This is a genomic window from Nonomuraea sp. NPDC050536, from assembly GCF_044457685.1.
Lineage (GTDB): Bacteria > Actinomycetota > Actinomycetes > Streptosporangiales > Streptosporangiaceae > Nonomuraea.
Genome location: NZ_JBITHD010000001.1, coordinates 725,142 through 745,303, shown reverse-complemented (window position 1 = coordinate 745,303; position 20,162 = coordinate 725,142). Strand labels below are relative to the sequence as shown.

General features: G+C 69.8%; 24 protein-coding genes and 1 riboswitch. Of the genes, 8 read left to right on the top strand and 16 right to left on the bottom strand.

The window, feature by feature from the left end; all coding sequences use genetic code 11:
• The first annotated feature begins 30 nt into the window (after nt 1–30).
• The gene (locus ACIBHX_RS03830; protein ID WP_397063907.1) at nt 31–342 is read left to right on the top strand and encodes a WhiB family transcriptional regulator; all 312 of its coding nucleotides are present in this window, start codon (nt 31–33) and stop codon (nt 340–342) included.
• 104 nt (nt 343–446) lie between these two features.
• Here ACIBHX_RS03830 and cydB read toward each other — a convergent pair whose 3' ends face one another.
• From cydB to ACIBHX_RS03810, 4 genes are all read right to left on the bottom strand, one after another.
• Nucleotides 447–1,442 carry a cytochrome d ubiquinol oxidase subunit II gene (gene cydB, locus ACIBHX_RS03825; RefSeq protein WP_397063905.1) on the bottom strand — a complete coding sequence of 332 codons (996 nt, stop codon included), beginning with the start codon at nt 1,440–1,442 and terminating at the stop codon, nt 447–449.
• Nucleotides 1,443–1,453: 11 nt separating this feature from the next.
• Nucleotides 1,454–2,830, bottom strand: a complete 1,377-nt coding sequence (locus ACIBHX_RS03820) for a cytochrome ubiquinol oxidase subunit I (protein ID WP_397063903.1) — start codon at nt 2,828–2,830, stop codon at nt 1,454–1,456.
• Nucleotides 2,831–2,882: 52 nt separating this feature from the next.
• On the bottom strand, nt 2,883–3,116 hold the full coding sequence (locus tag ACIBHX_RS03815) for a DUF397 domain-containing protein (RefSeq protein ID WP_214320123.1): 234 nt from the start codon (nt 3,114–3,116) through the stop codon (nt 2,883–2,885).
• 115 nt (nt 3,117–3,231) lie between these two features.
• Nucleotides 3,232–4,113, bottom strand: coding sequence for a helix-turn-helix domain-containing protein (locus ACIBHX_RS03810; RefSeq protein ID WP_397063901.1), 882 nt, complete (start codon nt 4,111–4,113; stop codon nt 3,232–3,234).
• 272 nt (nt 4,114–4,385) lie between these two features.
• Here ACIBHX_RS03810 and ACIBHX_RS03805 point away from each other — a divergent pair, with 272 nt between their 5' ends.
• Nucleotides 4,386–4,712: an ATP-binding protein gene (locus ACIBHX_RS03805; RefSeq protein ID WP_397065019.1), complete on the top strand. Its 327-nt coding sequence runs from the start codon at nt 4,386–4,388 to the stop codon at nt 4,710–4,712.
• Here the strand turns inward: ACIBHX_RS03805 and ACIBHX_RS03800 are convergent.
• Both ACIBHX_RS03800 and rsgA read right to left on the bottom strand, forming a co-directional pair.
• Nucleotides 4,709–5,338 carry a phosphoribosyltransferase gene (locus ACIBHX_RS03800; protein ID WP_397063899.1) on the bottom strand — a complete coding sequence of 210 codons (630 nt, stop codon included), beginning with the start codon at nt 5,336–5,338 and terminating at the stop codon, nt 4,709–4,711. The two genes, ACIBHX_RS03805 and ACIBHX_RS03800, sit on opposite strands and share 4 nt — an antisense overlap.
• Before the next feature lie 424 nt (nt 5,339–5,762).
• Nucleotides 5,763–6,860: a ribosome small subunit-dependent GTPase A gene (gene rsgA, locus ACIBHX_RS03795; protein WP_397063897.1), complete on the bottom strand. Its 1,098-nt coding sequence runs from the start codon at nt 6,858–6,860 to the stop codon at nt 5,763–5,765.
• 285 nt (nt 6,861–7,145) lie between these two features.
• Here rsgA and ACIBHX_RS03790 point away from each other — a divergent pair, with 285 nt between their 5' ends.
• The 3 genes from ACIBHX_RS03790 to ACIBHX_RS03780 all read left to right on the top strand — a co-directional run bounded on the left by ACIBHX_RS03790 (nt 7,146) and on the right by ACIBHX_RS03780 (nt 9,778).
• Complete coding sequence (locus ACIBHX_RS03790; protein WP_397065018.1) at nt 7,146–7,634, top strand: sigma-70 family RNA polymerase sigma factor; 489 nt, start codon at nt 7,146–7,148, stop codon at nt 7,632–7,634.
• Entirely contained in the window at nt 7,631–8,341 is a 711-nt protein-coding gene (locus ACIBHX_RS03785; RefSeq protein WP_397063895.1) for an anti-sigma factor family protein, read from the top strand. The genes ACIBHX_RS03790 and ACIBHX_RS03785 overlap by 4 nt, the downstream gene beginning before the upstream one ends.
• Before the next feature lie 165 nt (nt 8,342–8,506).
• Nucleotides 8,507–9,778 (top strand): CHRD domain-containing protein, encoded by a 1,272-nt coding sequence (locus ACIBHX_RS03780; RefSeq protein WP_397063893.1) that lies wholly within the window; start codon nt 8,507–8,509, stop codon nt 9,776–9,778.
• A gap of 326 nt (nt 9,779–10,104) precedes the next feature.
• Here the strand turns inward: ACIBHX_RS03780 and glyA are convergent, their stop codons facing one another.
• From glyA to ACIBHX_RS03760, 4 genes are all read right to left on the bottom strand, one after another.
• On the bottom strand, nt 10,105–11,358 hold the full coding sequence (gene glyA, locus ACIBHX_RS03775; protein WP_397063891.1) for a serine hydroxymethyltransferase: 1,254 nt from the start codon (nt 11,356–11,358) through the stop codon (nt 10,105–10,107).
• Between the two features lie 17 nt (nt 11,359–11,375).
• A riboswitch (ZMP/ZTP riboswitch) is annotated at nt 11,376–11,460 on the bottom strand.
• Nucleotides 11,461–11,474: 14 nt separating this feature from the next.
• Nucleotides 11,475–12,422 (bottom strand): YihY/virulence factor BrkB family protein, encoded by a 948-nt coding sequence (locus ACIBHX_RS03770; protein WP_397063889.1) that lies wholly within the window; start codon nt 12,420–12,422, stop codon nt 11,475–11,477.
• A 60-nt stretch (nt 12,423–12,482) separates the two neighbouring features.
• Nucleotides 12,483–12,857, bottom strand: coding sequence for a YccF domain-containing protein (locus ACIBHX_RS03765; protein ID WP_397063887.1), 375 nt, complete (start codon nt 12,855–12,857; stop codon nt 12,483–12,485).
• 33 nt (nt 12,858–12,890) lie between these two features.
• Nucleotides 12,891–13,673: a TIGR03084 family metal-binding protein gene (locus tag ACIBHX_RS03760; RefSeq protein WP_397063885.1), complete on the bottom strand. Its 783-nt coding sequence runs from the start codon at nt 13,671–13,673 to the stop codon at nt 12,891–12,893.
• Nucleotides 13,674–13,754: 81 nt separating this feature from the next.
• Here ACIBHX_RS03760 and ACIBHX_RS03755 point away from each other — a divergent pair, with 81 nt between their 5' ends.
• Nucleotides 13,755–14,555 (top strand): DUF1707 domain-containing protein, encoded by an 801-nt coding sequence (locus tag ACIBHX_RS03755; RefSeq protein ID WP_397063883.1) that lies wholly within the window; start codon nt 13,755–13,757, stop codon nt 14,553–14,555.
• Between the two features lie 35 nt (nt 14,556–14,590).
• Nucleotides 14,591–14,938, top strand: coding sequence for a hypothetical protein (locus tag ACIBHX_RS03750; RefSeq protein ID WP_397063881.1), 348 nt, complete (start codon nt 14,591–14,593; stop codon nt 14,936–14,938).
• Between the two features lie 101 nt (nt 14,939–15,039).
• Here ACIBHX_RS03750 and ACIBHX_RS03745 read toward each other — a convergent pair whose 3' ends face one another.
• From ACIBHX_RS03745 to ACIBHX_RS03720, 6 genes are all read right to left on the bottom strand, one after another.
• The gene (locus ACIBHX_RS03745; protein ID WP_397063879.1) at nt 15,040–15,870 is read right to left on the bottom strand and encodes a sirohydrochlorin chelatase; all 831 of its coding nucleotides are present in this window, start codon (nt 15,868–15,870) and stop codon (nt 15,040–15,042) included.
• A complete protein-coding gene (locus ACIBHX_RS03740; protein WP_397063877.1) occupies nt 15,852–16,580 on the bottom strand; it encodes a phosphoadenylyl-sulfate reductase in 729 nt (242 codons plus the stop codon). The genes ACIBHX_RS03745 and ACIBHX_RS03740 overlap by 19 nt, the downstream gene beginning before the upstream one ends.
• Nucleotides 16,577–16,720, bottom strand: coding sequence for an Insertion element protein (locus tag ACIBHX_RS03735; RefSeq protein ID WP_113703089.1), 144 nt, complete (start codon nt 16,718–16,720; stop codon nt 16,577–16,579). The genes ACIBHX_RS03740 and ACIBHX_RS03735 overlap by 4 nt, the downstream gene beginning before the upstream one ends.
• On the bottom strand, nt 16,717–18,390 hold the full coding sequence (locus ACIBHX_RS03730; RefSeq protein WP_397063875.1) for a nitrite/sulfite reductase: 1,674 nt from the start codon (nt 18,388–18,390) through the stop codon (nt 16,717–16,719). The genes ACIBHX_RS03735 and ACIBHX_RS03730 overlap by 4 nt, the downstream gene beginning before the upstream one ends.
• A 108-nt stretch (nt 18,391–18,498) precedes the next feature.
• Nucleotides 18,499–18,582: a putative leader peptide gene (locus tag ACIBHX_RS03725; protein WP_311132608.1), complete on the bottom strand. Its 84-nt coding sequence runs from the start codon at nt 18,580–18,582 to the stop codon at nt 18,499–18,501.
• 58 nt (nt 18,583–18,640) lie between these two features.
• Entirely contained in the window at nt 18,641–18,766 is a 126-nt protein-coding gene (locus ACIBHX_RS03720) for a hypothetical protein (RefSeq protein ID WP_397063873.1), read from the bottom strand.
• A 40-nt stretch (nt 18,767–18,806) separates the two neighbouring features.
• Between ACIBHX_RS03720 and ACIBHX_RS03715 the strand changes: the two genes are divergently transcribed.
• Nucleotides 18,807–20,159 (top strand): HEAT repeat domain-containing protein, encoded by a 1,353-nt coding sequence (locus ACIBHX_RS03715; protein ID WP_397063871.1) that lies wholly within the window; start codon nt 18,807–18,809, stop codon nt 20,157–20,159.
• Nucleotides 20,160–20,162: the final 3 nt, after the last annotated feature.

Below are 20,162 nucleotides of genomic sequence, written 5' to 3'. Positions count from 1 at the left end.
CGAAATACCTCTCACGAAGGTGGTTTTCTCATGTCTCAGGTACGTCGGCAGCTCGCCCGCCCGCGCCCCAGCTGGGGTTGGCAGGATGATGCCGCGTGCCGGGGTGAGGACCTCGTGCTCTTCTTCGGCCCCGATGGGGAGCGGCAGCCCGAGCGTGACGTACGCGAGCGGAAGGCCAAGGCGATCTGCGCCGGTTGCCCGGTCCGCAGCGAGTGCCTTGACTACGCGCTGTCCCGTCCGGAGAAGTACGGCACGTGGGGCGGTCTCAACGAGGACGAGCGCGCCTCCGAGCGTCGCCGTCGTATGCGCCGCGCCGCCAGCGCCGGCATCTCCGCCGCCTGACACACCCGGCCACTTCCGCGTGATCACGCAGTTGTCCCGATGATCCGGGGCCCTGGCCTTCCATGCCCGTGGCCCCGGCGAACCCGGTCGGGACAACTGCCTGATCAGGCTGGAATGTCGTGCACGCCGATCCTGCGGCGGAACACCCAGTACGTCCACCCCTGGTAGAGCAGCACCAGCGGCAGGAAGATCACCGCGACCCACGTCATGATGCCCAGCGTCTTCGGCGTGGAGGCGGCGTTGATCACTGTCAGGCTGTATGCCGGGTTGAGCGTCGAGGGCAGCACGTTCGGGTAGAGCACCGCGAACAGGCTGATCACGGCCACGCCGATGGCGAGCGCCGACAGCCCGAACGCCCAGCCCTCCCGGCCTGCGGCCAACACCCCGAGCGCGCCCGCGAACGCCAGCGCGGCCACCCCGGCCACGACCGCCGTCACGGCGTTGCCGCCGTGGAACTGCGTCCACACCAGGAAGATCACGGCCAGCACCGCGGCCACCACGCCCGTCTTCAGCGCCAGCCCGCGGGCCCGCTGCCTGATCTCACCCTTGGTCTTCAGCGCCAGGAAGATCGCGCCGTGCGTGGCGAACAGCGTCAGCGTGACCAGCCCGCCGAGCAGCGCGTAGGGGTTGAGCAGATCCCAGAACGTGCCCACGTACTCGTGCCGGGCGTCCAGCTTCACGCCCCTGACGATGTTGCCGAAGGCCACGCCCCACAGCAGCGCCGGCACGACCGAGCCGAACACGATGGCCCTGTCCCACCCGGCATGCCACCGCTCTGAGTCCCGCTTGGCCCGGTACTCGAAGGCCACCCCGCGCAGGATCAGCGCCACCAGGATCAGCAGCAGCGCGAGATAGAACCCGCTGAACAGCGAGGCGTACCACTCCGGGAAGGCCGCGAACGTGGCGCCTCCCGCGGTGATCAGCCACACCTCGTTGCCGTCCCATACCGGCCCGATCGTGTTGATCATCACCCGGCGTTCCGTGTCGTCCCTGGCCAGGAGCGGCAGCAGCATCCCCACGCCGAAGTCGAACCCCTCGAGCACGAAGTAGCCGACCCACAGCACCGTGATCGCCACGAACCACACGTCGTTGAGCGTCATCGCCGTCCTCCTCAGTACGCGAAGGCCAGGGGGCCGCCGTCCTCGGGCACCTCGTCGGGCGGTGGGGCCTTCCTGCCGTACTTGATCATCAGGCCCAGCTCCACGACGGCGAGCGCGCCGTACAGCAGGGTGAAGACGATCAGCGAGAGCAGGACCGTGCCGGCCGAGACGGACGGCGAGACCCCCTGAACCGTCTTCATCTGCGAGAAGACGATCCACGGCTGGCGCGCCATCTCGGTGAAGATCCAGCCGAAGCTGTGCGCGAGCACCGGCAGCACGATCGACCAGACGGCCACCCGCCAGAACCAGCGCTTCTCAGGGAGCCTCCCGCGGCGGGTCACCCAGATAAGGACAAGCGCTACGAGCGCGGCCAGCAGACCGAAACCAATCATGAGGCGGAAGCCCCAGTAGGCGATCGGGATGTAGGGGCGGTAGTCGCCGGGGCCGAATTTCTGCTGGTACTCGGCCTGCAGGTTGTTGATGCCCTGGACCTTGCCGTCGAAGGAGCCCGTGGCCAGGAACGACAGCAGGCCGGGGATGTCCAGCGAGTAGATGGGCTGGGTGCCGTCCAGTGTGCCGATGGTGAACAGGGAGAACGGCGCGGGCTGCGCGGTCTCGTAGAGCGCCTCGGCGGCGGCCATCTTCATCGGCTGGGTCTGGGTCATCGTCTTGGCCAGCTGGTCGCCCGACAGCAGCGCGCCGACCATGCCGATCAGCACGGCGATCGCGCCGAGCCGCATCGAGGGACGGAAGACGTCCAGGTCGCGCTTCCTGGCCAGGTGCCAGGCCGAGACCGCCATGAGGACGGCACCGCCCGACAGCCAGCAGGCGAGGATCGTGTGCGGGAACGCGGACAGCACGACCTTGTTGGTCAGCACGGCGCCGAAGTCGGTGAGCTCGGCCCGGCCGCCCGCCCGCTTGAAGCCGACCGGCCACTGCATGAAGGCGTTGGCGGCCAGGATGAAGTAGGCCGACACCGCGCTGCCGATCGCCACCACCCAGATGCAGGCCAGGTGAATCCCCTTCGGCAGCCGGTCCCAGCCGAAGATCCACAGCCCCAGGAACGTTGACTCCAGGAAGAAGGCCAGCAGCGCCTCCATGGCCAGGGGCGCGCCGAAGACGTCCCCCACGAACCTGGAGTAGGAGCTCCAGTTCATGCCGAACTGGAACTCCTGCACGATTCCCGTCACGACGCCCATGGCGAAGTTGATCAGGAAAAGCTTCCCCCAGAACTTCGTGGCCCGGCGATAGGAGGGGTTGCCGGTTCGTACCCAGATCGTGTGCAGGATGGCCACCAGCAGCGACATCCCTATCGTGATCGGCACGAACAGGAAGTGGTACACCGTGGTGACCCCGAACTGCCAGCGCGCGACATCCAACGCGTCCATGTCGATGACTCTAAGTTCATCGACAGACACGCATTGTCATGACACGCCCGGATCAGGCGATCAGGTCATCGAACTCCCCGTCCTTGGCACCAAGGACGAAAGCGGTCATTTCCGCCCGCGTGTAGACCAGCGCGGGTCCGTCGGGGAATCGGGAGTTTCGCATGGCCACCTCCCCCGTCGGCAGGGGAGCCACCTCGACACAGTTGCCGTTGGGGTTGCTCCACCTGCTCTTGCGCCAGACTACGGATAGCCGTCCGGCGGGCGTTCCGTTACGGAACTCATGCATGGACACGCTCCTTGCGCGCTTACAGATGCACGTGCATCGGTGGTTGCGAGCCGAGGATACGGGAGCGCAGTGATCGCCATATAGGTGATGACCAAAAATCCCTATATGGGGTGAATCACAGCTTCTCGAGGAACCGCCGCGTCTCTGCTGGGGATTCGGCCTGAATGCTCAGCCTGTCCATGACCTGCATGTAGTGCTCCGACTCGGCTGGCTTGTCCAGATAGAGGGCGCTGGTGAGCTGCTCCATGTAGACCACGTCCGGCAGTTCCCGCTCGGGGAAGCGCAGGATGGTGAACGGCCCGCCCGCCGCCGCGTGCCCGCCCCGGTCGAAGGGCATCAGCTGCACGGTGACGTTCGGCCTCGCGGTCATGTCCAGCAGGTGCTGGATCTGCTCGCGCATCACCTCCGGCCCGCCGCCGGGCGAGCGGCGCACGACGGCCTCGTCGATTACCGCCCAGAGCTTGAGCGGACGGTCGCCCACCAGCCGGTCCTGCCTGGTCATGCGCAGCTTGACGCGGCGCTCGATCTCCTCCTCGGGAGTGCGCTCGTGGGCCAGCCTGATCACGGCCCTGGCGTAGGCCGGCGACTGGAGCAGGCCGGGCATGAACTGGTTCTCGTAGGTGCGGATGACCGAGGCTGCGCCCTCCAGGCCGATGTAGACCTCGAACCAGCTCGGCAGCAGATCGCCGTACTTGTGCCACCAGCCGGGCGCGTTGGCCTGACGCGCCAGCTCGAGCAGCGGGGCCCGCTCGGCGGGGCTATGCACGCCGTACAGGGTGAGCAGGTCGGCGACGTCCCGCTCCTTGAAGCTGACCTGGCCCAGCTCCAGCCGGCTGATCTTGGCGTGGGAGGCCCGGATGGCGTACCCGGCGTCCTCCCGCGAAATACCCATCTCCGTGCGTAGCCGACGCAACTGGGTGCCCAGCAGTATCCGCAGCACCGTGGGGCTGCCCTGCGAGTAGCCCAGGATGTTACTCTCGGCACTCTCTGCTTTCACTCCGTGCTCCCAGGTCACCTGCACGTGCAGATGCGATTTGCATCTGTAAACTCGGAAAAGTCTTGCATCCGTAAGCATGCCCCGTAAAGATGGGCACTGGATCACCAGACCGCGCTTCGGGGGCCAGGATGACGACTTTCGACGCACGGCCGCAAGCCGCCACCGGGTCCGCTCCTCCAGGATGGCTTTCCTCCATTCTGCTGGACGGACGACCGAGCCCATGCGATGCGGTCTTCCCCTTCCATGAGCTCAGCACGTTCGAACCCACCGGTGTGGCCTCGGCCAGGAGGTTCGTGGGCTCGACGCTCACCGCGTGGGGCGGGGACGGCGTCGTGTTCGACGCGCAGCTCGTGGTGTCGGAGCTGGTCACCAACGCCATGCGGCACGGGGGCGGGGCGATCCAGCTGCGGCTGCTGTGTCACGGACCCGAGTACGCCTGTGTGGTCACCGATTTCAGCAAGGCCGCGCCCATCGCCAGTTCCCCGGACGTCTTCGCCGAATTCGGCCGCGGGTTGCGCCTCGTCGAAGCCCTCTCGCGAGCCTGGGGCTGGCTCACCCCCGCCGGGCCCCGCAAACTCGTCTGGGCCGTCCTCGTCTAGCCCTGGTTCAGGAGCGTGAGGACGTCCTTGTCGGTGAGCTGGTCGAAGTGGTCGTACCACTGGCCCACCGCGCGGAAGTCCGGCGGCGTCGCCAGCACCACCAACTCGTCGGCCTCCGCCCGCAGGGCCATGACGGTCTCTCGCGCACCCACCGGTACGGCGAGCGTCAACCTGCCCGGCCGGGCCACCACCACCGCCCGCAGCGCAGCCCTGGCGGTCCCGCCGGTGGCCAGCCCGTCGTCGACCACGATCACCTCACGACCGGTGAGATCGGGCAGGTCCCGCCCGCCCCGGTACACCTCGATCCGGCGGGCCAGCTCCCGCCGTTCCTGCTCCAGCACCCAGGCCACGGACTGCGGCGTCAGCCCCAGCCGCCGCAGCAGGTCGTGGTCGAACACCGGCTCCCCGCCCTCGGCGATCGCCCCCACGCCCAGCTCCGGGCTCGGCGGGTAGCCGATCTTCCTGGTCACGAGCACGTCGAGCACCCCGCCCAGCCGGTGCAGGATCGGCACGGCCACGGCCACGCCGCCCCTGGGCAGCGCCAGGATCACCGGGTCGCGCGCGAACAGCAGCCGCTCGGCGAGCAACGCGCCCGCCTCGGCCCGATCCGCGAACAGGTGCCCCATACACGGGAACTACCCATTCCCCACCACTTCCCCACCCCCGCCAACATCCCTCACCTCCCCAAACCCCCCACCGCCGCACGCCATCCCCACCGACCCTGCGCCCAAGGTCCCACAACGCGGGGACCCAAAAACGCGAGCACCCAAGGCAACACCCACACGCACGGCAGGCACGCCACGGTCCCCGAGTTGCCCGCCATACAAGGGCGCCGCCCACCTCCGCACCACACCCCGCCGACCCGGCGCCCAAGGCGCCAAAACGCGGAGCGCAAGGGCGCGAGCGCCCCGGGCAACCCCCGGACGCACGGCAGGCACGCCGCGGTTCTGGGTTGACCGCACGGGCCGAGGGGGGAGAGTCCTCGGCCCGGGGTGTGCGGCGGGGGGTGGCCCGGGGGCTGGGGGGGTTGGCTGCCGGGTGAGGGTGGGGTCAGGGGCGGTTGCGGTTGGCGCGGCGCATTTCCTTGTGGATGATCTTCCAGCGGTTCTGCTGCTCCTTGCGGAGGCGGGCGTCCGTGCGGCCGGCCATCCAGGCCGCCTCGCGTTGGAGCTTGCGCCAGCTCTCCAGGCGCCTCTCCGGAAGATCCCCCGTCTCCACCGCGGCCAGTACGGCGCAGCCGGGCTCGCCGGCATGGGCGCAGTCGGCGAAGCGGCAGGCCTGCGCGAGTTCCTCGATGTCGGAGAAGACCAGGTCCACGCCCTCCGTCATCTCGTAGAGGCCGACACGGCGGATGCCGGGCGTGTCGATGATCAGGCCACCGTCCGGCAGCGGGATGAGCTCACGGTGGACGGTCGTGTGACGGCCGCGCCCGTCGGCGGCGCGTACCTGCTGGGTGTCCATGACCGCCGACGTCGCCAGGGCGTTGACGAGGGTGGATTTGCCCGCCCCCGACGGCCCGAGGACGACCGCGGTGCGCGAACCCGCCAGGTAACCGCGCACGAGGTCCACCCCTTCGCCGAGGAACGAGGAGACCGCGTGCACGTCGACGCCGGGCGCGGCGGTGCGGACGTCGGCGAGCAGGTCGTCGAGGCCGCGTTCGAACAGGTCGGACTTGGTGACGAGCACGACGGGCGTGCCGCCGGACTCCCAGGCCAGCGCGACGAGCCGCTCGATGCGCCCGAGGTCGGCGAAGTCGGTGGCGTGCATGGACGGCTCGGCGACGAAGACCAGGTCCACGTTGGCGGCCAGGACCTGGCCCTGGCCGTCGCCGGACAGGCCGCCCCTGGAGTCGCGGCTGACGCCGCCGCGGACGAACGCGGACGTCCTGGGCAGCACGGCGTCGAGCTCGTAGCGGCCCTCGGGCAGCGCCTTCAGCGCCACCCAGTCGCCCACGCAGGGCAGCGCGACCGGGTCGTCGGCGGAGGCCCGCCGTACCCGCGCGCTGTACTTGACGTGGTACTGCCCGTCGGAGGCGATCACCTCGGCGGCGCCGCGGTCGACGCGGGCCACGCGGGCGGGCACGGTGAGAGAAGGCAGCTCGGCGTCCCGGGATTCGGTCCAGCCGAGCAGCGAAAGATCGTAGAGCAACGGAGGTAACACCCTTGGTTGAAGCCGGGTGTCTACACGGGCACCCGGAGGTTGATGGACGGCAGGCTGAACAGAACGACCCGCATAGTCCTCACCTCCCTGGTAGTGGTGCCGAGCAAGAACTTTATCCCAGCCCTCCGACAAGATCGCAATCGTATTTTTGAACCCATCGCGGGGCGCGGGCCGTACTCCCTGCCGAGACCAAGGGAAAGGGGAATGATGCGACTGAGCACCTGTCCCCCCGAGGGAGCCGCCCCCATGCGCTTACGCCACGAGGAAACCGCGGTGTCCGCGCTGTACAGGCAGTACCACGGGCCGCTGCTGGCCTTCGTCGTGCGCCTGACGGCCGGCGACCGGCAGTGGGCGGAGGACGTGGTGCAGGAGACCATGATCCGCGCCTGGCGCAGCTCCGACCAGCTCGACCCCGGCGCCTCGTCACTGATGCCGTGGCTCGCTACTGTGGCCAGACGGATCGTGATCGATGAGCGTCGGCGCAGGGATGCCCGGCCGAAGGAGTCAGGCGACGGCCCGCTGGAGAGCGTGCCGATGCCGGACGAGATGGAGGGTCTCCTGCACCAGGTGGTCGTCTCAGAAGCGCTGCAGGCCCTTTCACCCGCGCACAGGGAGATCCTCAACGAGACGATCCTGCGGGATCGGTCGGTGAACGAGGCGGCCGAGGTCCTGGGCATCCCCGTGGGCACGGTGAAGTCCCGGGTGTACTACGCGGTCCGCGCGCTGCGGATCGCCCTGGAGGAGAGAGGGGTGACGGCGTGAGCCAAGGAGTCGAGCACACCGACGTGGGCGCCTATGCCCTCGGGCTGCTGGAGGAGGACGACCGGCGGGCCTTCGAGGCGCACCTCTCGACCTGTGAGTCCTGCACGGCCGAGCTGGCGGAACTGTCGGGGGTGGCCACCGCGCTGACCGGCATGGGGCCGGTGGAGGAGGATCCGCTGCCCGAGGAGGACGTCCTCGACCTGCTGCGCAGGCGCAGGGCCGAGGCCAGGCGCAGCCGCAGGGGCACGATGGTGATCGCGGCGGCGGCCGCGGTGACGCTGCTGGCGTGCGGCATCACGATCGGCGCCCGCCTCGGCGGCGACACTCCCGGCACGGTCGCCGGCAGCGAGCACGCGGGCCATCTGGGTCCCGCCGAGCAGTTCTACGCCGAGGGCACTCCGGTGGAGGGCACGGGCGTGGACGGCGTGACGGGCGGGCTGGTGCTGGAGTCCAAGGGCTGGGGCACACACGCGGCGCTCAGGCTGGCGGGGGTGAAGGGGCCGCTGGAGTGCGAGCTGGTGGCGGTCTCCAGGTCCGGCCAGCGGAAGATCATGACCGGCTGGTCGGTGCCTCCTTCCGGGTACGGCGTGCCGGGGTCGCCCGATCCGCTCTACATGCACGGCGGCAGCCCGTGGCCGTTGCAGCAAATCGACCATTTCGAGGTCAATACCACGGCCGGTAAGACGCTACTTACCGTTAAAGCCTGAAATTTCGGTCGACGAGCCCTCCCGCCGCAGGTGGGAGGGCTTCTTCATGCCCCGCATCCCGCTTATGTGGATTTTTACGCATAAAACGCTTGAACCCCGCGGAACTCCGGTCCCGTACTGCCTGCCGTACCAGATCCGGAAGTATCCACCCAAGGGGTTAGAACAATGTCGATTTCCAAGCTCGCCCTCGCCGCCCTCGCCTCCGGTGTGATGATCCCCGCCGGCGTCGCCCATGCCGCCACCACGACCTCGGGTGACGAGGTCTACCTGGCCGCCGGCCTGCGCGGCGCCAACGAGGTGGGCGTCAAGGGCGACCCTGACGGCCGCTCGACCGTGGTGATCAAGATCAGCGGCGACCAGGTCACGTTCGCGATCCGCTGGAACAAGCTCGACCCGCCCACCGCCGGCCACATCCACCTGGGCGCCAAGGGCAGCAACGGCGACGTGAAGCTGGAGTTCTTCACCAAGCCGCTGCCCGACACCGTGCTCGGCGTGACCGGCACCGTCACCGCCACCCCCGACCTGGTCAAGGCGCTGACCGACGACCCGGGCGGCTTCTACGCCAACCTGCACGACGCCGCGCACCCCAAGGGCGCGCTCCGCGGCCAGTTCCACCGGCTGAGCAAGCCGGTCGACCTCAACGGCGTCCTGCACGGCAGCAACCAGGCCACGATCAACTCCCACGACGACGGCGCGCAGGAGGTGCAGGCGAACGACGGCAAGAAGCGCGGCGACCAGGACGGCAAGGCCACCTGGTGGCTGCGCCCGCTCGGCACCTCGATCGCCTACACCGCGTTCTGGGACGGCCTGTCGCCGGTCACCAACGGCCACCTGCACAAGGGCGTGGCGGGCGCGAACGGCCCGGTGGCCGTGGACCTGTTCGGCGCGCTGCCCGCCAACGTGACCGGCGTCGCCGGTGAGGCCCCCGCGCCGAAGCAGCTGGTCAGGCGCATCGCCAAGAACCCCGGCAACTGGTACACCAACCTGCACACCACCGAGTTCGACGGCGGCGCGGTGCGCGGGCAGCTGTCCGGCAAGCCGTTCACCCACCCGACCGCGGTGACGGCCGACGTGCTGCGCGGCGCGCAGATCTACGCCTGCACCAACGGCGCCTTCGCCCAGTTCGGCGTCTCGGCGAAGCTGCGCCGCGGCATCGACCACTCCTTCGTGCAGCCGGTCGCCGGGCCGCCGCAGTGGATCGCTCCAGACGGCAGCGCCGTGCGCGGCAAGCTCGTCACCAAGACCCCCAACGGCGACGGGAACATCCCCGAGCTGGTCCTGGACGCCACCCAGTCCGGCAAGCCGACCGGGCTGCTCTCGCACGCCACCCAGGTGCTGCGGCTCAACACGACCGGCGGCGTCGCCCCCGCGGGCGCCTGCAAGCCCGGCGCCAAAGTGTCCGTCCCCTACCGGGCCGACTATCTGTTCCTGAGCTAGGAGGGGTCTTCCGGCTTCGTCTCGACATGCGGCATGTACGGCGGGCCGCCGCCACCGCCACCCGCCGTACTCCGGCCGGCCCCTGTCCAGGGAGACGCTCCTCCGGTGATGCGGGGTTGCGCGCCGTTACGCCGCAAGGAGCCCGCGTCCACGGCCCCGGTTTCCCGCCGTACAGGGCGCCGACCTCCGCCGACCCACACCCCGCCGACCCGGCGCCTGAAAACCCCGCCGGAGCCCTCGCCGAGCACGACGACGGCGCCGGGGATGTGCCCCGGCGCCGTCGTGGCTGTTCGTTCGAGAATGCGTGGCCGGCCGTTCGAGAAGGGCTAGGACAGGCCGGGGGCGGGGAAGCGGGCGGTGAGCTCGCTGACCTCGCCGTGGACGCGGGTGATGACGTCCTCGGCGTCGCCCTTGGCCAGGGCCGTGACGACCTCGTCCATCCAGGCGCCGATCTGGCGCATCTCCGCCTCCCGCATGCCACGCGAGGTCACCGACGGCGTGCCGATGCGGATGCCCGACGGGTCGAAGGGCCTGCGCGGGTCGAAGGGGACGGTGTTGTAGTTCGTCTCCAGGCCGGCCCTGTCGAGCGCCTTGGCGGCGGGCTTGCCGGGCACGCCCTTGGAGGTCAGGTCGATGAGGATCAGGTGGTTGTCGGTGCCGCCGGAGACCAGGTCGAAGCCGCGGCTCGACAGCTCCTCGGCCAGCGCCTTGGCGTTGGCGACCACCTGGTGGGCGTAGGTCCTGAACTCCGGCTGCGCGGCCTCGTGCAGCGCGACCGCGATCGCGGCGGTGGTGTGGTTGTGCGGGCCGCCCTGCAGACCCGGAAAGACCGCCTTGTTCAGCAGGGTTGCCTTCTCGTCGTCATCGGCCATCAGCATGGCGCCGCGCGGGCCGCGCAGCGTCTTGTGCGTGGTGGTGGAGATGACGTCGGCGTGTCCGACCGGCGTCGGGTGGGCGCCACCCGCGACCAGGCCGGCGATGTGCGCGATGTCGGCGGCCAGGATCGCGCCGACCTCTCGGGCGATCTCGGCGAAGGCCGGGAAGTCGATGATGCGCGGGATGGCGGTGCCGCCGCAGAAGATCACCTTGGGCCGGTGCTCCAGGGCGAGCTCGCGGACCTGGTCCATGTCGGCGCGGCCGGTCTCCTTGCGCACGTTGTAGGCGACAGGCTTGAACCACTTGCCCGACACCGCCACGGGCGAGCCGTGGGTGAGGTGGCCGCCGGAGGACAGGTTCATGCCCATGAAGGTGTCGCCCGGCTGCATGAAGGCCAGGTAGATGGCCAGGTTGGCGGGCGAGCCCGAGTACGGCTGGACGTTGGCGTGGTTGACGCCGAACAGCGCCTTGGCCCGGTCGATGGCCAGGGTCTCGATCGGGTCGATGACCTGCTGGCCCTCGTAGTAGCGCTTGCCGGCGTAGCCCTCGGAGTACTTGTTGGTCAGGACCGTGCCGGTGGCCTCGAGCACCGCCTTGGAGACGTAGTTCTCCGAGGGGATCAGCTTGACCGTGTCGGCCTGGCGGCGTTCCTCGGCGCCGATGAGCTCGGCGATCTTCGGGTCGACGCTCTCGAGAGAAGACATTGCGCTCCTTACCCCTCCGCGAAGACCCAGGCGCACGGCCTCCGCCCCTTTCGCTTCCCGGTGGTCGGTCCCACCTTTGATGCGCCAGTCGCGACGTGTAGACCATAGCGGAACCCTCAGGGAGTGGCGCGACTCACTCCCGGCCACAACCGGTCCACTTCGGCGTTGAGTATCGCTCCTATCAGCACTGCCAGCGCGGTGATGTAGAGCCACAGCAGCAGCGCGATCGGCGCGGCGAGCGAGCCGTAGATCGACACGGGCGACACCCAGGCGGCCAGCACCGCCCGCAGCACCGCCGCGCAGACGATCCACAGGATCAGCGCCAGGATCGCCCCCGGCAGCTCCCGGTACCACTTCGTCCGCACCGGCACGCTGACGTGGTACAGCACGGTCAGGAACAGCACCGAGCCGATGATCACGACCGGCCAGTAGAGGATGTCGACCAGCACCCGGTAGTCGGCCGGGATCGCCTGTTTGAGCAGCGTCGGCCCGATGACCAGCACCGGCATCACGATGATGCCGATCACCAGCCCCACCAGGTACAGGCCGAACGACATCAGCCTGGTCCTGATGATGCCGCGCTCCTCCCCCAGCCCGTAGGCCACCGAGATGAGGTCCACGAAGACGTACAGCGCCCGCGAGCCGGACCACAGCGACAGCAGGAAGCCGAGCGAGATGATCGACACCTTGCTGGCGTTGTCGCTGAGCACGTCCGTGATGAGCGGCTTGACGACCTTGTTGACGGCCTCCTGGGTGAACAGGATGCCCGCCTGGTGCAGCACCCACTGCTCGGTCTGCCGTACGGTCGCCTCGCCCAGCCAGGTGCCGAGCTTGCCCAGCACCCCGATCAGCCCCAGCACGAACGGCGGCAGCGACAGCAGCGCGAAGAACGCCGCCTCGCCGGCCAGCCCCGTCACCCGGTAGTTGACCCCCGCGTTGGTGGCGGCGCGGACGATCGCCCATGACCGAGTGTCACGGACCCAGCTCAGCTGGGTCCGCGCCAGCGAGGCGAGCCTCTTGGAGGCTGCCTTCTTCGGCCTGCTAGGCGCATCGGTGGACGTCATGGCACCCAACGGTATTAGCAGTGACTCTTCGGGACAGCTTACGTCCCCAAGTGCCCTGCCCTAGTCTGCGTCGACGATGCGCGCCCCCAGCGGGAGCAGCGACACCGGGATCATCTTGAGGTTGGCGATGCCCAGCGGGATGCCGATGATCGAGATGAACAGCGGGATCGAGGTGACCACGTGCCCGATCGCGAGCCAGATGCCCGCCACGACGCACCAGATGATGTTGCCCAGCGCCGAGAACACGCCAGCGTCGGGGTCGCGGACGACCTCCCGCCCGAACGGCCACAGCGCGTAGGCCGCGATCCTGAACGACGCGATGCCGAACGGGATCGTGATGATCAGGATGCAGCAGATGATCCCCGCAACGGCGTAGCCGATGGCCAGCCACAGCCCTGCGAAGACCAGCCAGATGACGTTGAGGATTGTCCGCATGACTACAGCATGTCACCGTTCAGGCCGCCGACGTCATCCGGAATGGCCCTGATTCTTCCCTGGCGCCCTCCCCTTACCCGGCGGCCCCGCGAAGGCCTGCGCGATGGCCGTCCAGGCCTTCGCGGTCTCTCCCGTGACCTCGAGCGCGGTGTCGGCCAGGTGCGCCCGCTGGGTCACCAGCAGGCAGAAGTCCAGCATCGGCCCGCGCACCAGGTTCGCGGCGTCCTGCGGCCCCGCGCTCCACGCCTGCCCGTCCGGCATCACGAGCTCCACCCTGACCGGTTCCTGAGGCACCGGCAGGTTCCGTACGGCGAAGCCGTACGGCATGGCACGGAAACCGATCATCGCCACGTGCCTGAGCCTGGCCGTGGGCTCCCTGGTGACGCCGAGGGCGTCGGCCACGTCCTGGCCGTGCGCCCAGGTCTCCATCAGGCGGGCGGTGGCGAACGAGGCGGCCGACATGGGCGGGCCGTACCAGGGGATGCGCGTGCGGGCGTCCAGGCCGGCGAAGACCTCGACGAGGCGCGCCCGGGCCGAGGTGAACCACGCGTGCAGGTCCGCGGCGGGCATCGCGCGGTGCTCGGCCGCGATGTCGTCGGGCGAGGTGAGCCCGGCCGCCAGGAAGGCGTCGGGGTCGGTCACGGCGGTCCGGGCCGCGTCGTCGAACCACGCCAGATGGCTCACCTGGTCGCGGATCGCCCACCCCTCGGCGGGCGTGGCGGTTTCCCACTGTTCGGCGCGCAGCGGCCGCAGCAGGGCCTCCAGGGACGCGGTCTCCTCGCGCAGGTCGGCAACCAGTTCGGCGATGAGGTCCACGTCGACACCCTACGGTCGCGGAGGCCGACGGAACAATGATCTGCCGTCCGCGGTTCCGGCAAAACGCGATATGTTGCGTTTATGACTGACCCGGGCGAGCTGCGGGCCTCGGACGCAGAGCGAGAGGCCGTCGTCGAGCTGTTGCGCGAGGCCTCGGTGGAGGGGCGCCTGACGCTGAGCGAGCTGACCGAGAGGACGGAAGCCGCCTACAGCGCCAAGACCCACGCCGAGCTGGATCTCGTGACCCAGGACCTGCCGTCGGCGACGCGTCCGGCCGCGTCCACGGCCCCCAAGCCCCCAGGCGGGGCCTTCCAGCAGCAGCTGCAGCGGGCACGCAAGTGGTTCGTCGGCGTGCTCGGCGAGAACAAGCGGCGCGGCGCCTGGCGCATCGACGAGGAGATCGGCGCCACGGCCGTGCTCGGCGAGGTGGTGCTGGACCTGCGCGAGGCCGAGGTCCGCACGGACGTGGTGGACATCATGGCGATCGCGGTGCTGGGCAACGTGAAGATCATCGTGCCCGACGGCGTCTACGTGGACCTGGACGGCGTCGCGGTGCTCGGCGAGCGCAAGCTCGAGGTGGCCCAGGCGCCCCAGGGCATGAACGTGCCCGTCATCAGGATCCACGCCTACGCGATGCTGGGCGAGATCAAGATCCTCGGCGACTCTCGGGCCCAGCCGCTGCGGCGCGCGATGACGGCATGGCAGGAGCAGTGGAGGCAGCTGCACGGCGCCGACTGGCAGAGCATGCGCCGCGATCTGCACGCGGGCTGGCGCGAGGCGCGCAGGGAGATGCACGAGGAGTGGCGCGACTCGCGCCGCCAGATGCAGGAGGACCTGCGTGATGCCCGCCGCCGGCAGCGCAGGGACCGTCGCGGCTACTGACGCAACAGCCTGACCGCCCCGGGCGTCCCAGGGGCATGAAGTCCCTCACGGCTGCTGTCCTGCTCGCCACGCTGGTGTCCGGCCACGGCGGCGAGCCGGAGTCCTTCACGTTCACCACGACAGCGCCTTCCGTCCGTCTCGAGATGCGCTGTACGGCGGGACAGCACGCGCTGGCGTGGCTCAACGGCGCCCTGGTGATCAGCGCCCGCTGCCCCCGCGCGGTCTACGCGGGTACCGCCCGGCGGGGCGTCAACCGGGTCGTGGCGGCCGTCGTCCGCGCCCGGTCGGCGGGCACGGGCGAGCTGACCTCGCTGGAGGCCGACGAGCTGCTCGCCTGGTCGGTGCCCTACCCCTCCCGCTGGTCGATCACCGTGTTCCGGTGAACCTCAAGCAGCGGCAGCGGGCTGACGTAGTCGCGAAAGGACACGATGCGGCCGTCGCGGACCCTGATGACCTGGATGGGCCGACGCGCCCGCCGAGGGCGTCATCGAGCTGCTACGGCCCTGCTTCGAGAGTCTGGCCGGATCGTGAGAGCCGCCTCGTAGCGCTCGAGCAGCACCCGGACCAGCTCCGGCGCCACGCCGAGCACGTCCGCCGTCACGTCGGCCCCCGCGCTGTCGCGCACCTTGTCGGCGAAGTAGCCGGGCGCCAGCAGGTACGGCGCCACGGCCACCCGGGGCGCCCCCGCTCGCCGCAGCGCGGCCACGGCCTGCGCGGGCGTCGGCTCCGCCGCCGAGGCGTACGCCGCCCGCACCGCCCACCACCCGCGTTGCTCCCACGCGGCGGCCATGGTGGCGATCACCGCGTTGGCCCCCGCGTCGCTCGAACCCGCCGAGACCAGGACGACGGCCGTGTCAGGGTCGCCGGGCTCGACTCCCGCCTCTGCCAGGCGGCGCTCCAGCGCCGAGAGCATCAGCGGGTGCGGGCCGAGCGTGCTGCCGTAACGGACGCGCAGCCGCGGGTCGCGGGCCCGCAGTTCGTTGAGCGCCGCAGGCAGGTCGACCCGGCTGTGGTAGGCCTCGGTGAGCAGCAGGGGCAGCACCACGGCCTCCCCCAGCCCGTGCATGGCCTGCGCGAGGGCGGGCGCCGAGTGGTCCAGGTAGGCCACCCGCACGGGTAGGTCCTGCCTGGCCCGCCGTACCTCCTCGAGCAGGGCCTCCACCGTCGCGGCCGCGCGCGGATCGCGGGAGCCGTGCGCCACCGCGACCAGCGGCACCGGGTTCGCGGGCGGCGCGGGTGAATGCCCACCCGCGCCGCCCCGGAAGGGGCCCGTCCCGCCTGCCAACAGGTCGGGGCCTAGAGGTGAATGCCGCATTCGATCTTTCCCAGCCCGGACCAGCGGCCGCTGCGCGGGTCCTCGCCCTCGGCGACCTGGCGGGTGCACGGCGCGCAGCCGATCGACGGGTAGTTGTCGTAGTGCAGCGGGTTGATCAGCACCCCGTTGTCGGCGATGTAGTTGTCGACATCGTCCTGGGTCCAGGAGGCGATCGGGTTGACCTTGACCATCTGGCGCTTGGCGTCCCACTCGACGACCTTGGTGCCCGCGCGGGTGGGCGACTCGTCGCGGCGGATGCCGGAGAACCACGCCAGGTACGGCTCCAGGGCGCGGTTCAAAGGCTCCACTTTCCGCAAAAAGCAGCACAAATCGGGATTGCGTCCGAACAGCCGGGGTCCGAGGTCGCGGTCCTGTTCCTCGACGGTCCGCGACGGCGTCACGTTGACCACGTTGACGTCGTAGACCTGCTGGACGGCGTCACGCGTGCCGATCGTCTCCACGAAGTGGTAGCCCGTGTCGATGAACAGCACGTCCACGCCCGGCTTGACGCGGCTGACCAGGTCGATGAGCAGGGCGTCGCTCATCGAGGAGGTCAGGCACAGCCGGTCGCCGAACGTGGCCGCGGCCCAGCGGATGATCTCGCGGGCGGGCGCGTCCTCCAGGAAGATGGCCGCGGACTCGACGATGCCCTGCAGGTCGAGCGTGCCGCGCTGTTCTCTCAAGCCGTTCTCTATCTCAACGAGCGTCATATCTTCACTCCGATCCCCAGAAACTTGAGCTTGAAGGCGCGGGCGCACGAGCGGCAGTACCAGCCGCCGTCGCCCTCGTAGGGCTCCAGGTCCTCATCGCCGCAGTAGGGGCAGTGGAACGGGACGGCTCGCGTACTCATCGCAGGTCCGCCTCGTCCGCTCGCTGCACCCAATCGGCGAAGGACTCGCCCTCCTTCTTCTGGGAATCGAAGTTCCTGACGACCCGCTCGACGTAGTCGGGCAGGGCCTTGGCGGTGGTCTTGAGGCCGCGCACCTTGCGGCCGAAGTTGGCGTTCACGCCGAGCGAGCCGCCCAGGTGGATCTGGAAGCCCTCGACCTGCTCGCCGTTCTCGTCGACGACGAGCTGACCCTTCAGTCCGATGTCGGCGACCTGGATGCGGGCGCAGGAGTTGGGGCAGCCGTTGACGTTGATGGTCAGCGGCTCCTCGAAGTCCGGCAGGCGGGCCTCGAGCTCGTCGATCAGGTGGGCCGCGGCGGCCTTGGTCTCGACGATGGCCAGCTTGCAGAACTCGATCCCGGTGCACGCCATCGTCTGGCGGCGGAACGTGGACGGGTTGACCTGCAGGTCGTTGGCCTCCAGCTCGGCCACCAGGCTGTCGACCCGATCGGGCGCCACGTCGAGGATGACCAGCTTCTGCTCGACCGTGGTGCGCACCCTGGCCGAGCCGTGCCGCTCGGCGATGTCGGCGATCACGTGCAGGGCGTCACCGCTGAGGCGGCCGACCTTGGGCGCGAAGCCGACGTAGAAGTTGCCGTCCCTCTGCGGGAAGACGCCGACGTGGTCGCGGCGGTTGGCCCGGGGCAGCTCGGGCGCGGGGCCGTCGGGCAGCGGCTCCTTGACGTACTCGGTCTCGAGAACCTCGCGGAACTTCTCCGCGCCCCAGTCGTTGACCAGGAACTTGATCCGCGCCCGGTGGCGGAGGCGGCGGTAGCCGTAATCACGAAATATCCCGATAACGCCGCCGTAGACATCTCCGACCTGGTCGGGACGGACGAAAACCCCCAGGCGCTTGCCGAACATCGGGTTGGTCGACAGGCCGCCGCCCACCCACAGGTCGAAGCCCTTCTCCCCCTGCTCGTTGACCACGCCGACGAAGGCCACGTCGTTGATCTCGTGGACCGTGCAGTGCGCGGGGCAGCCGCTGATCGCCGACTTGAACTTGCGCGGCAGGTTGGAGTACGCCGGGTCGCCGATGAAACGCTCGTGCACCTCGCTGATCTGCTCGGTGGCGTCGATCACCTCGTCGGAGTCGATGCCGGCAAGCGGACAGCCGAGGATGACGCGGGGGGTGTCACCGCACGCCTCGGTGGTCGACAGGCCGACCGCCTCCAGGCGGGCCCAGATGTCGGGCACCGACTCGATCTCCACCCAGTGCAGCTGGATGTTCTGCCGATCGGTGACGTCGGCGGTGCCTCTGCCGTACTCGTTGCAGATGTCGGCGATGACCCGCAGCTGCTCCAGGCTGAGCTGGCCGCCGTCGATGCGGATGCGCAGCATGAAGTAGCGGTCGTCGAGCTCCTCCGGCTCCAGGATCGCCGTCTTGCCGCCGTCGATGCCGGGCTTGCGCTGGGTGTAGAGGCCGTACCAGCGCATCCGGCCGCGCAGGTCGGCGGGGTCGATGGAGTCGAAGCCCTGCTTGGAGTAGATGTCGATGATGCGCTGGCGGACGTTGAGCCCGTCGTCGTTCTTCTTGTTCTCTTCGTTCTTGTTCAGCGGCTCCCGGTAACCGAGAGCCCACTGACCTTCGCCGCGCGGGCGCTTGTGATGCCGGCTGGTAGGGGTGCTCATTGCGCGTCCTTCTGACTCATGGGGCGCGCGCAGGATTCCTCCTGCCTCGTCATCGAGTGCAGGGGTGCGGAGGAGGGTGCGACGCGCTCAGCTGGAAAGATGAGGGGGTTAGCGGGCGTCGCAACAGATGGCACTGCGGACACGCTGAAGGTCGACGTGGCGTCGACCGACGAGCATGGGGTCCGCTGGCATGTATCGAAGATACCTTGGTGTCCCCGGATGTCCAAGAAGGGGTCCAGCCATTGGACACCTAGCCCTGGCGGGGCCAGTCGAGCGCCGACTCCTGGGGCTCCTCCGCCTGCTGGTGCTGGCAGTCGCACCACGAGCCGCCGCGGCAGTCCTCGTGCCGATCGTCCTTGCAGCTCTGGCAGATCACGATCCCATTATTCACCCGCGGGCCCGGCTAGGCTCGGCACATGCACGAGGATGAGCTCTACCAGGCCGCGCTGGGCGGCGACCTGGCTGCCGTGAGCGATCTGCTCGCCCGCGGCGCCGACCCCAACCAGGCCACCTCGGACGGCCTGCCGCTGAGCGCGGCCGCCGCCAGGGACCACGCACCCGTCGCCGAGGCGCTGCTGGCCGCCGGTGCCGAGGTGAACGGCCGGGAGGGCGGCGGCTGGTCCGCCCTGCTGTGGGCCGCCGCCAACGGCTGCGCCGACACCGCCCGGGTCCTGATCGAGGCCGGGGCGAACCTCGACGAGGCCAACGAGGACGGCGACATCCCGCTGACGCTGGCCGCCAGGCGCGGCGCTCTCGGCGTGGTCCAGGCGCTGCTCGAGGCGGGCGCCGACGCCGGGAAGTACGACGGCGACGGCGACACCCCCTTGGAGAACGCGCTCGGCTGGGTGGGCGTGCACCTGGAGAACGCGCTCCTGGAGACCATCGCGAACGAGGGCTGGGACTACGTGGTGACCCGCCAGTTCGCCAGGGACGGCACCGAGCTGGTGACCGTGACCGGGCTGGCCCCCGACGACTCCACCCGCGAGGAGGTCCAGGCCCAGCGCGGCCACGCCGCCATCGCCACCCTGCTGGAGGAGGCGACGGACGTGCGGCCGCCGGTGGAGGAGCTGGTGGCCAGGGCGCTGGCCCACCGCGACACCGACGAGGACGCCGAGACCTGGTGGATCGTGGCCGACACGCTCGGCAGGCGCGCCGACGAGGAGACCTACGAGGCGCTCGGCAGGCTGTGCGTGAGCCAGGACGCGCGCGAGCGCGAGTTCGGCGTGGACGCCATCGCCCAGTTCGGCGTCACCAAGGACGCCAAGCCCTACCTGGAGCGCACGCTGCCGCTGCTGCAGCGTATGGCCACGACCGAGCCCAGCCCGCAGGTGCTCAGGTCCGTGCTGGCCGCGCTCGGCCACCAGGGCGATCCGCGCGCCTTCCCCCACGTCATGGACATCATCACGCAGGAGGGCCACACCCGCACGATGACCGACGCCATCGCGCTGGCCGACGTGCTGCAGCCCGGCAACGCCGAGGGGCTGGCGCTGCTGATCTCCATGACCACCGACGACTCCGACGAGGTGCGCGACTGGGCCACCGCGGGCCTGGCCGGTCTCGAGCTCGACACTCCCGAGGTACGGCAGGCGCTGGCGGACCGGCTCGACGACACGGATCTGCACACGGTGGCCGAGGCCACCCGCGGCCTGGCGGAACGTGGCGATTCCCGGGCCGAGCAGGGGGTCAAGCGGGTGCTGGCGGAGAGCGACGACGAGTACGCCAGGGAACTGGTCACCGAGGCGGCGGCCAAGCTCTCCGGAGGGTCCTAGCCG

What these genes read in the sequence shown, in the direction of transcription:
- ACIBHX_RS03815 (WP_214320123.1), bottom strand. Translation starts at nt 3,116, where the DNA reads ATGCATGAGTTCCGTAACGGAACGCCCGCCGGACGGCTATCCGTAGTC.
- ACIBHX_RS03715 (WP_397063871.1), top strand. Translation starts at nt 18,807, where the DNA reads ATGCACGAGGATGAGCTCTACCAGGCCGCGCTGGGCGGCGACCTGGCT.
- ACIBHX_RS03780 (WP_397063893.1), top strand. Translation starts at nt 8,507, where the DNA reads ATGTCGATTTCCAAGCTCGCCCTCGCCGCCCTCGCCTCCGGTGTGATG.
- glyA (WP_397063891.1), bottom strand. Translation starts at nt 11,358, where the DNA reads ATGTCTTCTCTCGAGAGCGTCGACCCGAAGATCGCCGAGCTCATCGGC.
- ACIBHX_RS03755 (WP_397063883.1), top strand. Translation starts at nt 13,755, where the DNA reads ATGACTGACCCGGGCGAGCTGCGGGCCTCGGACGCAGAGCGAGAGGCC.
- ACIBHX_RS03820 (WP_397063903.1), bottom strand. Translation starts at nt 2,830, where the DNA reads ATGGACGCGTTGGATGTCGCGCGCTGGCAGTTCGGGGTCACCACGGTG.
- ACIBHX_RS03735 (WP_113703089.1), bottom strand. Translation starts at nt 16,720, where the DNA reads ATGAGTACGCGAGCCGTCCCGTTCCACTGCCCCTACTGCGGCGATGAG.
- ACIBHX_RS03745 (WP_397063879.1), bottom strand. Translation starts at nt 15,870, where the DNA reads ATGCGGCATTCACCTCTAGGCCCCGACCTGTTGGCAGGCGGGACGGGC.
- ACIBHX_RS03765 (WP_397063887.1), bottom strand. Translation starts at nt 12,857, where the DNA reads ATGCGGACAATCCTCAACGTCATCTGGCTGGTCTTCGCAGGGCTGTGG.
- cydB (WP_397063905.1), bottom strand. Translation starts at nt 1,442, where the DNA reads ATGACGCTCAACGACGTGTGGTTCGTGGCGATCACGGTGCTGTGGGTC.
- ACIBHX_RS03740 (WP_397063877.1), bottom strand. Translation starts at nt 16,580, where the DNA reads ATGACGCTCGTTGAGATAGAGAACGGCTTGAGAGAACAGCGCGGCACG.
- ACIBHX_RS03730 (WP_397063875.1), bottom strand. Translation starts at nt 18,390, where the DNA reads ATGAGCACCCCTACCAGCCGGCATCACAAGCGCCCGCGCGGCGAAGGT.
- ACIBHX_RS03725 (WP_311132608.1), bottom strand. Translation starts at nt 18,582, where the DNA reads ATGCCAGCGGACCCCATGCTCGTCGGTCGACGCCACGTCGACCTTCAG.
- ACIBHX_RS03830 (WP_397063907.1), top strand. Translation starts at nt 31, where the DNA reads ATGTCTCAGGTACGTCGGCAGCTCGCCCGCCCGCGCCCCAGCTGGGGT.
- ACIBHX_RS03800 (WP_397063899.1), bottom strand. Translation starts at nt 5,338, where the DNA reads ATGGGGCACCTGTTCGCGGATCGGGCCGAGGCGGGCGCGTTGCTCGCC.
- ACIBHX_RS03750 (WP_397063881.1), top strand. Translation starts at nt 14,591, where the DNA reads ATGAAGTCCCTCACGGCTGCTGTCCTGCTCGCCACGCTGGTGTCCGGC.
- ACIBHX_RS03770 (WP_397063889.1), bottom strand. Translation starts at nt 12,422, where the DNA reads ATGACGTCCACCGATGCGCCTAGCAGGCCGAAGAAGGCAGCCTCCAAG.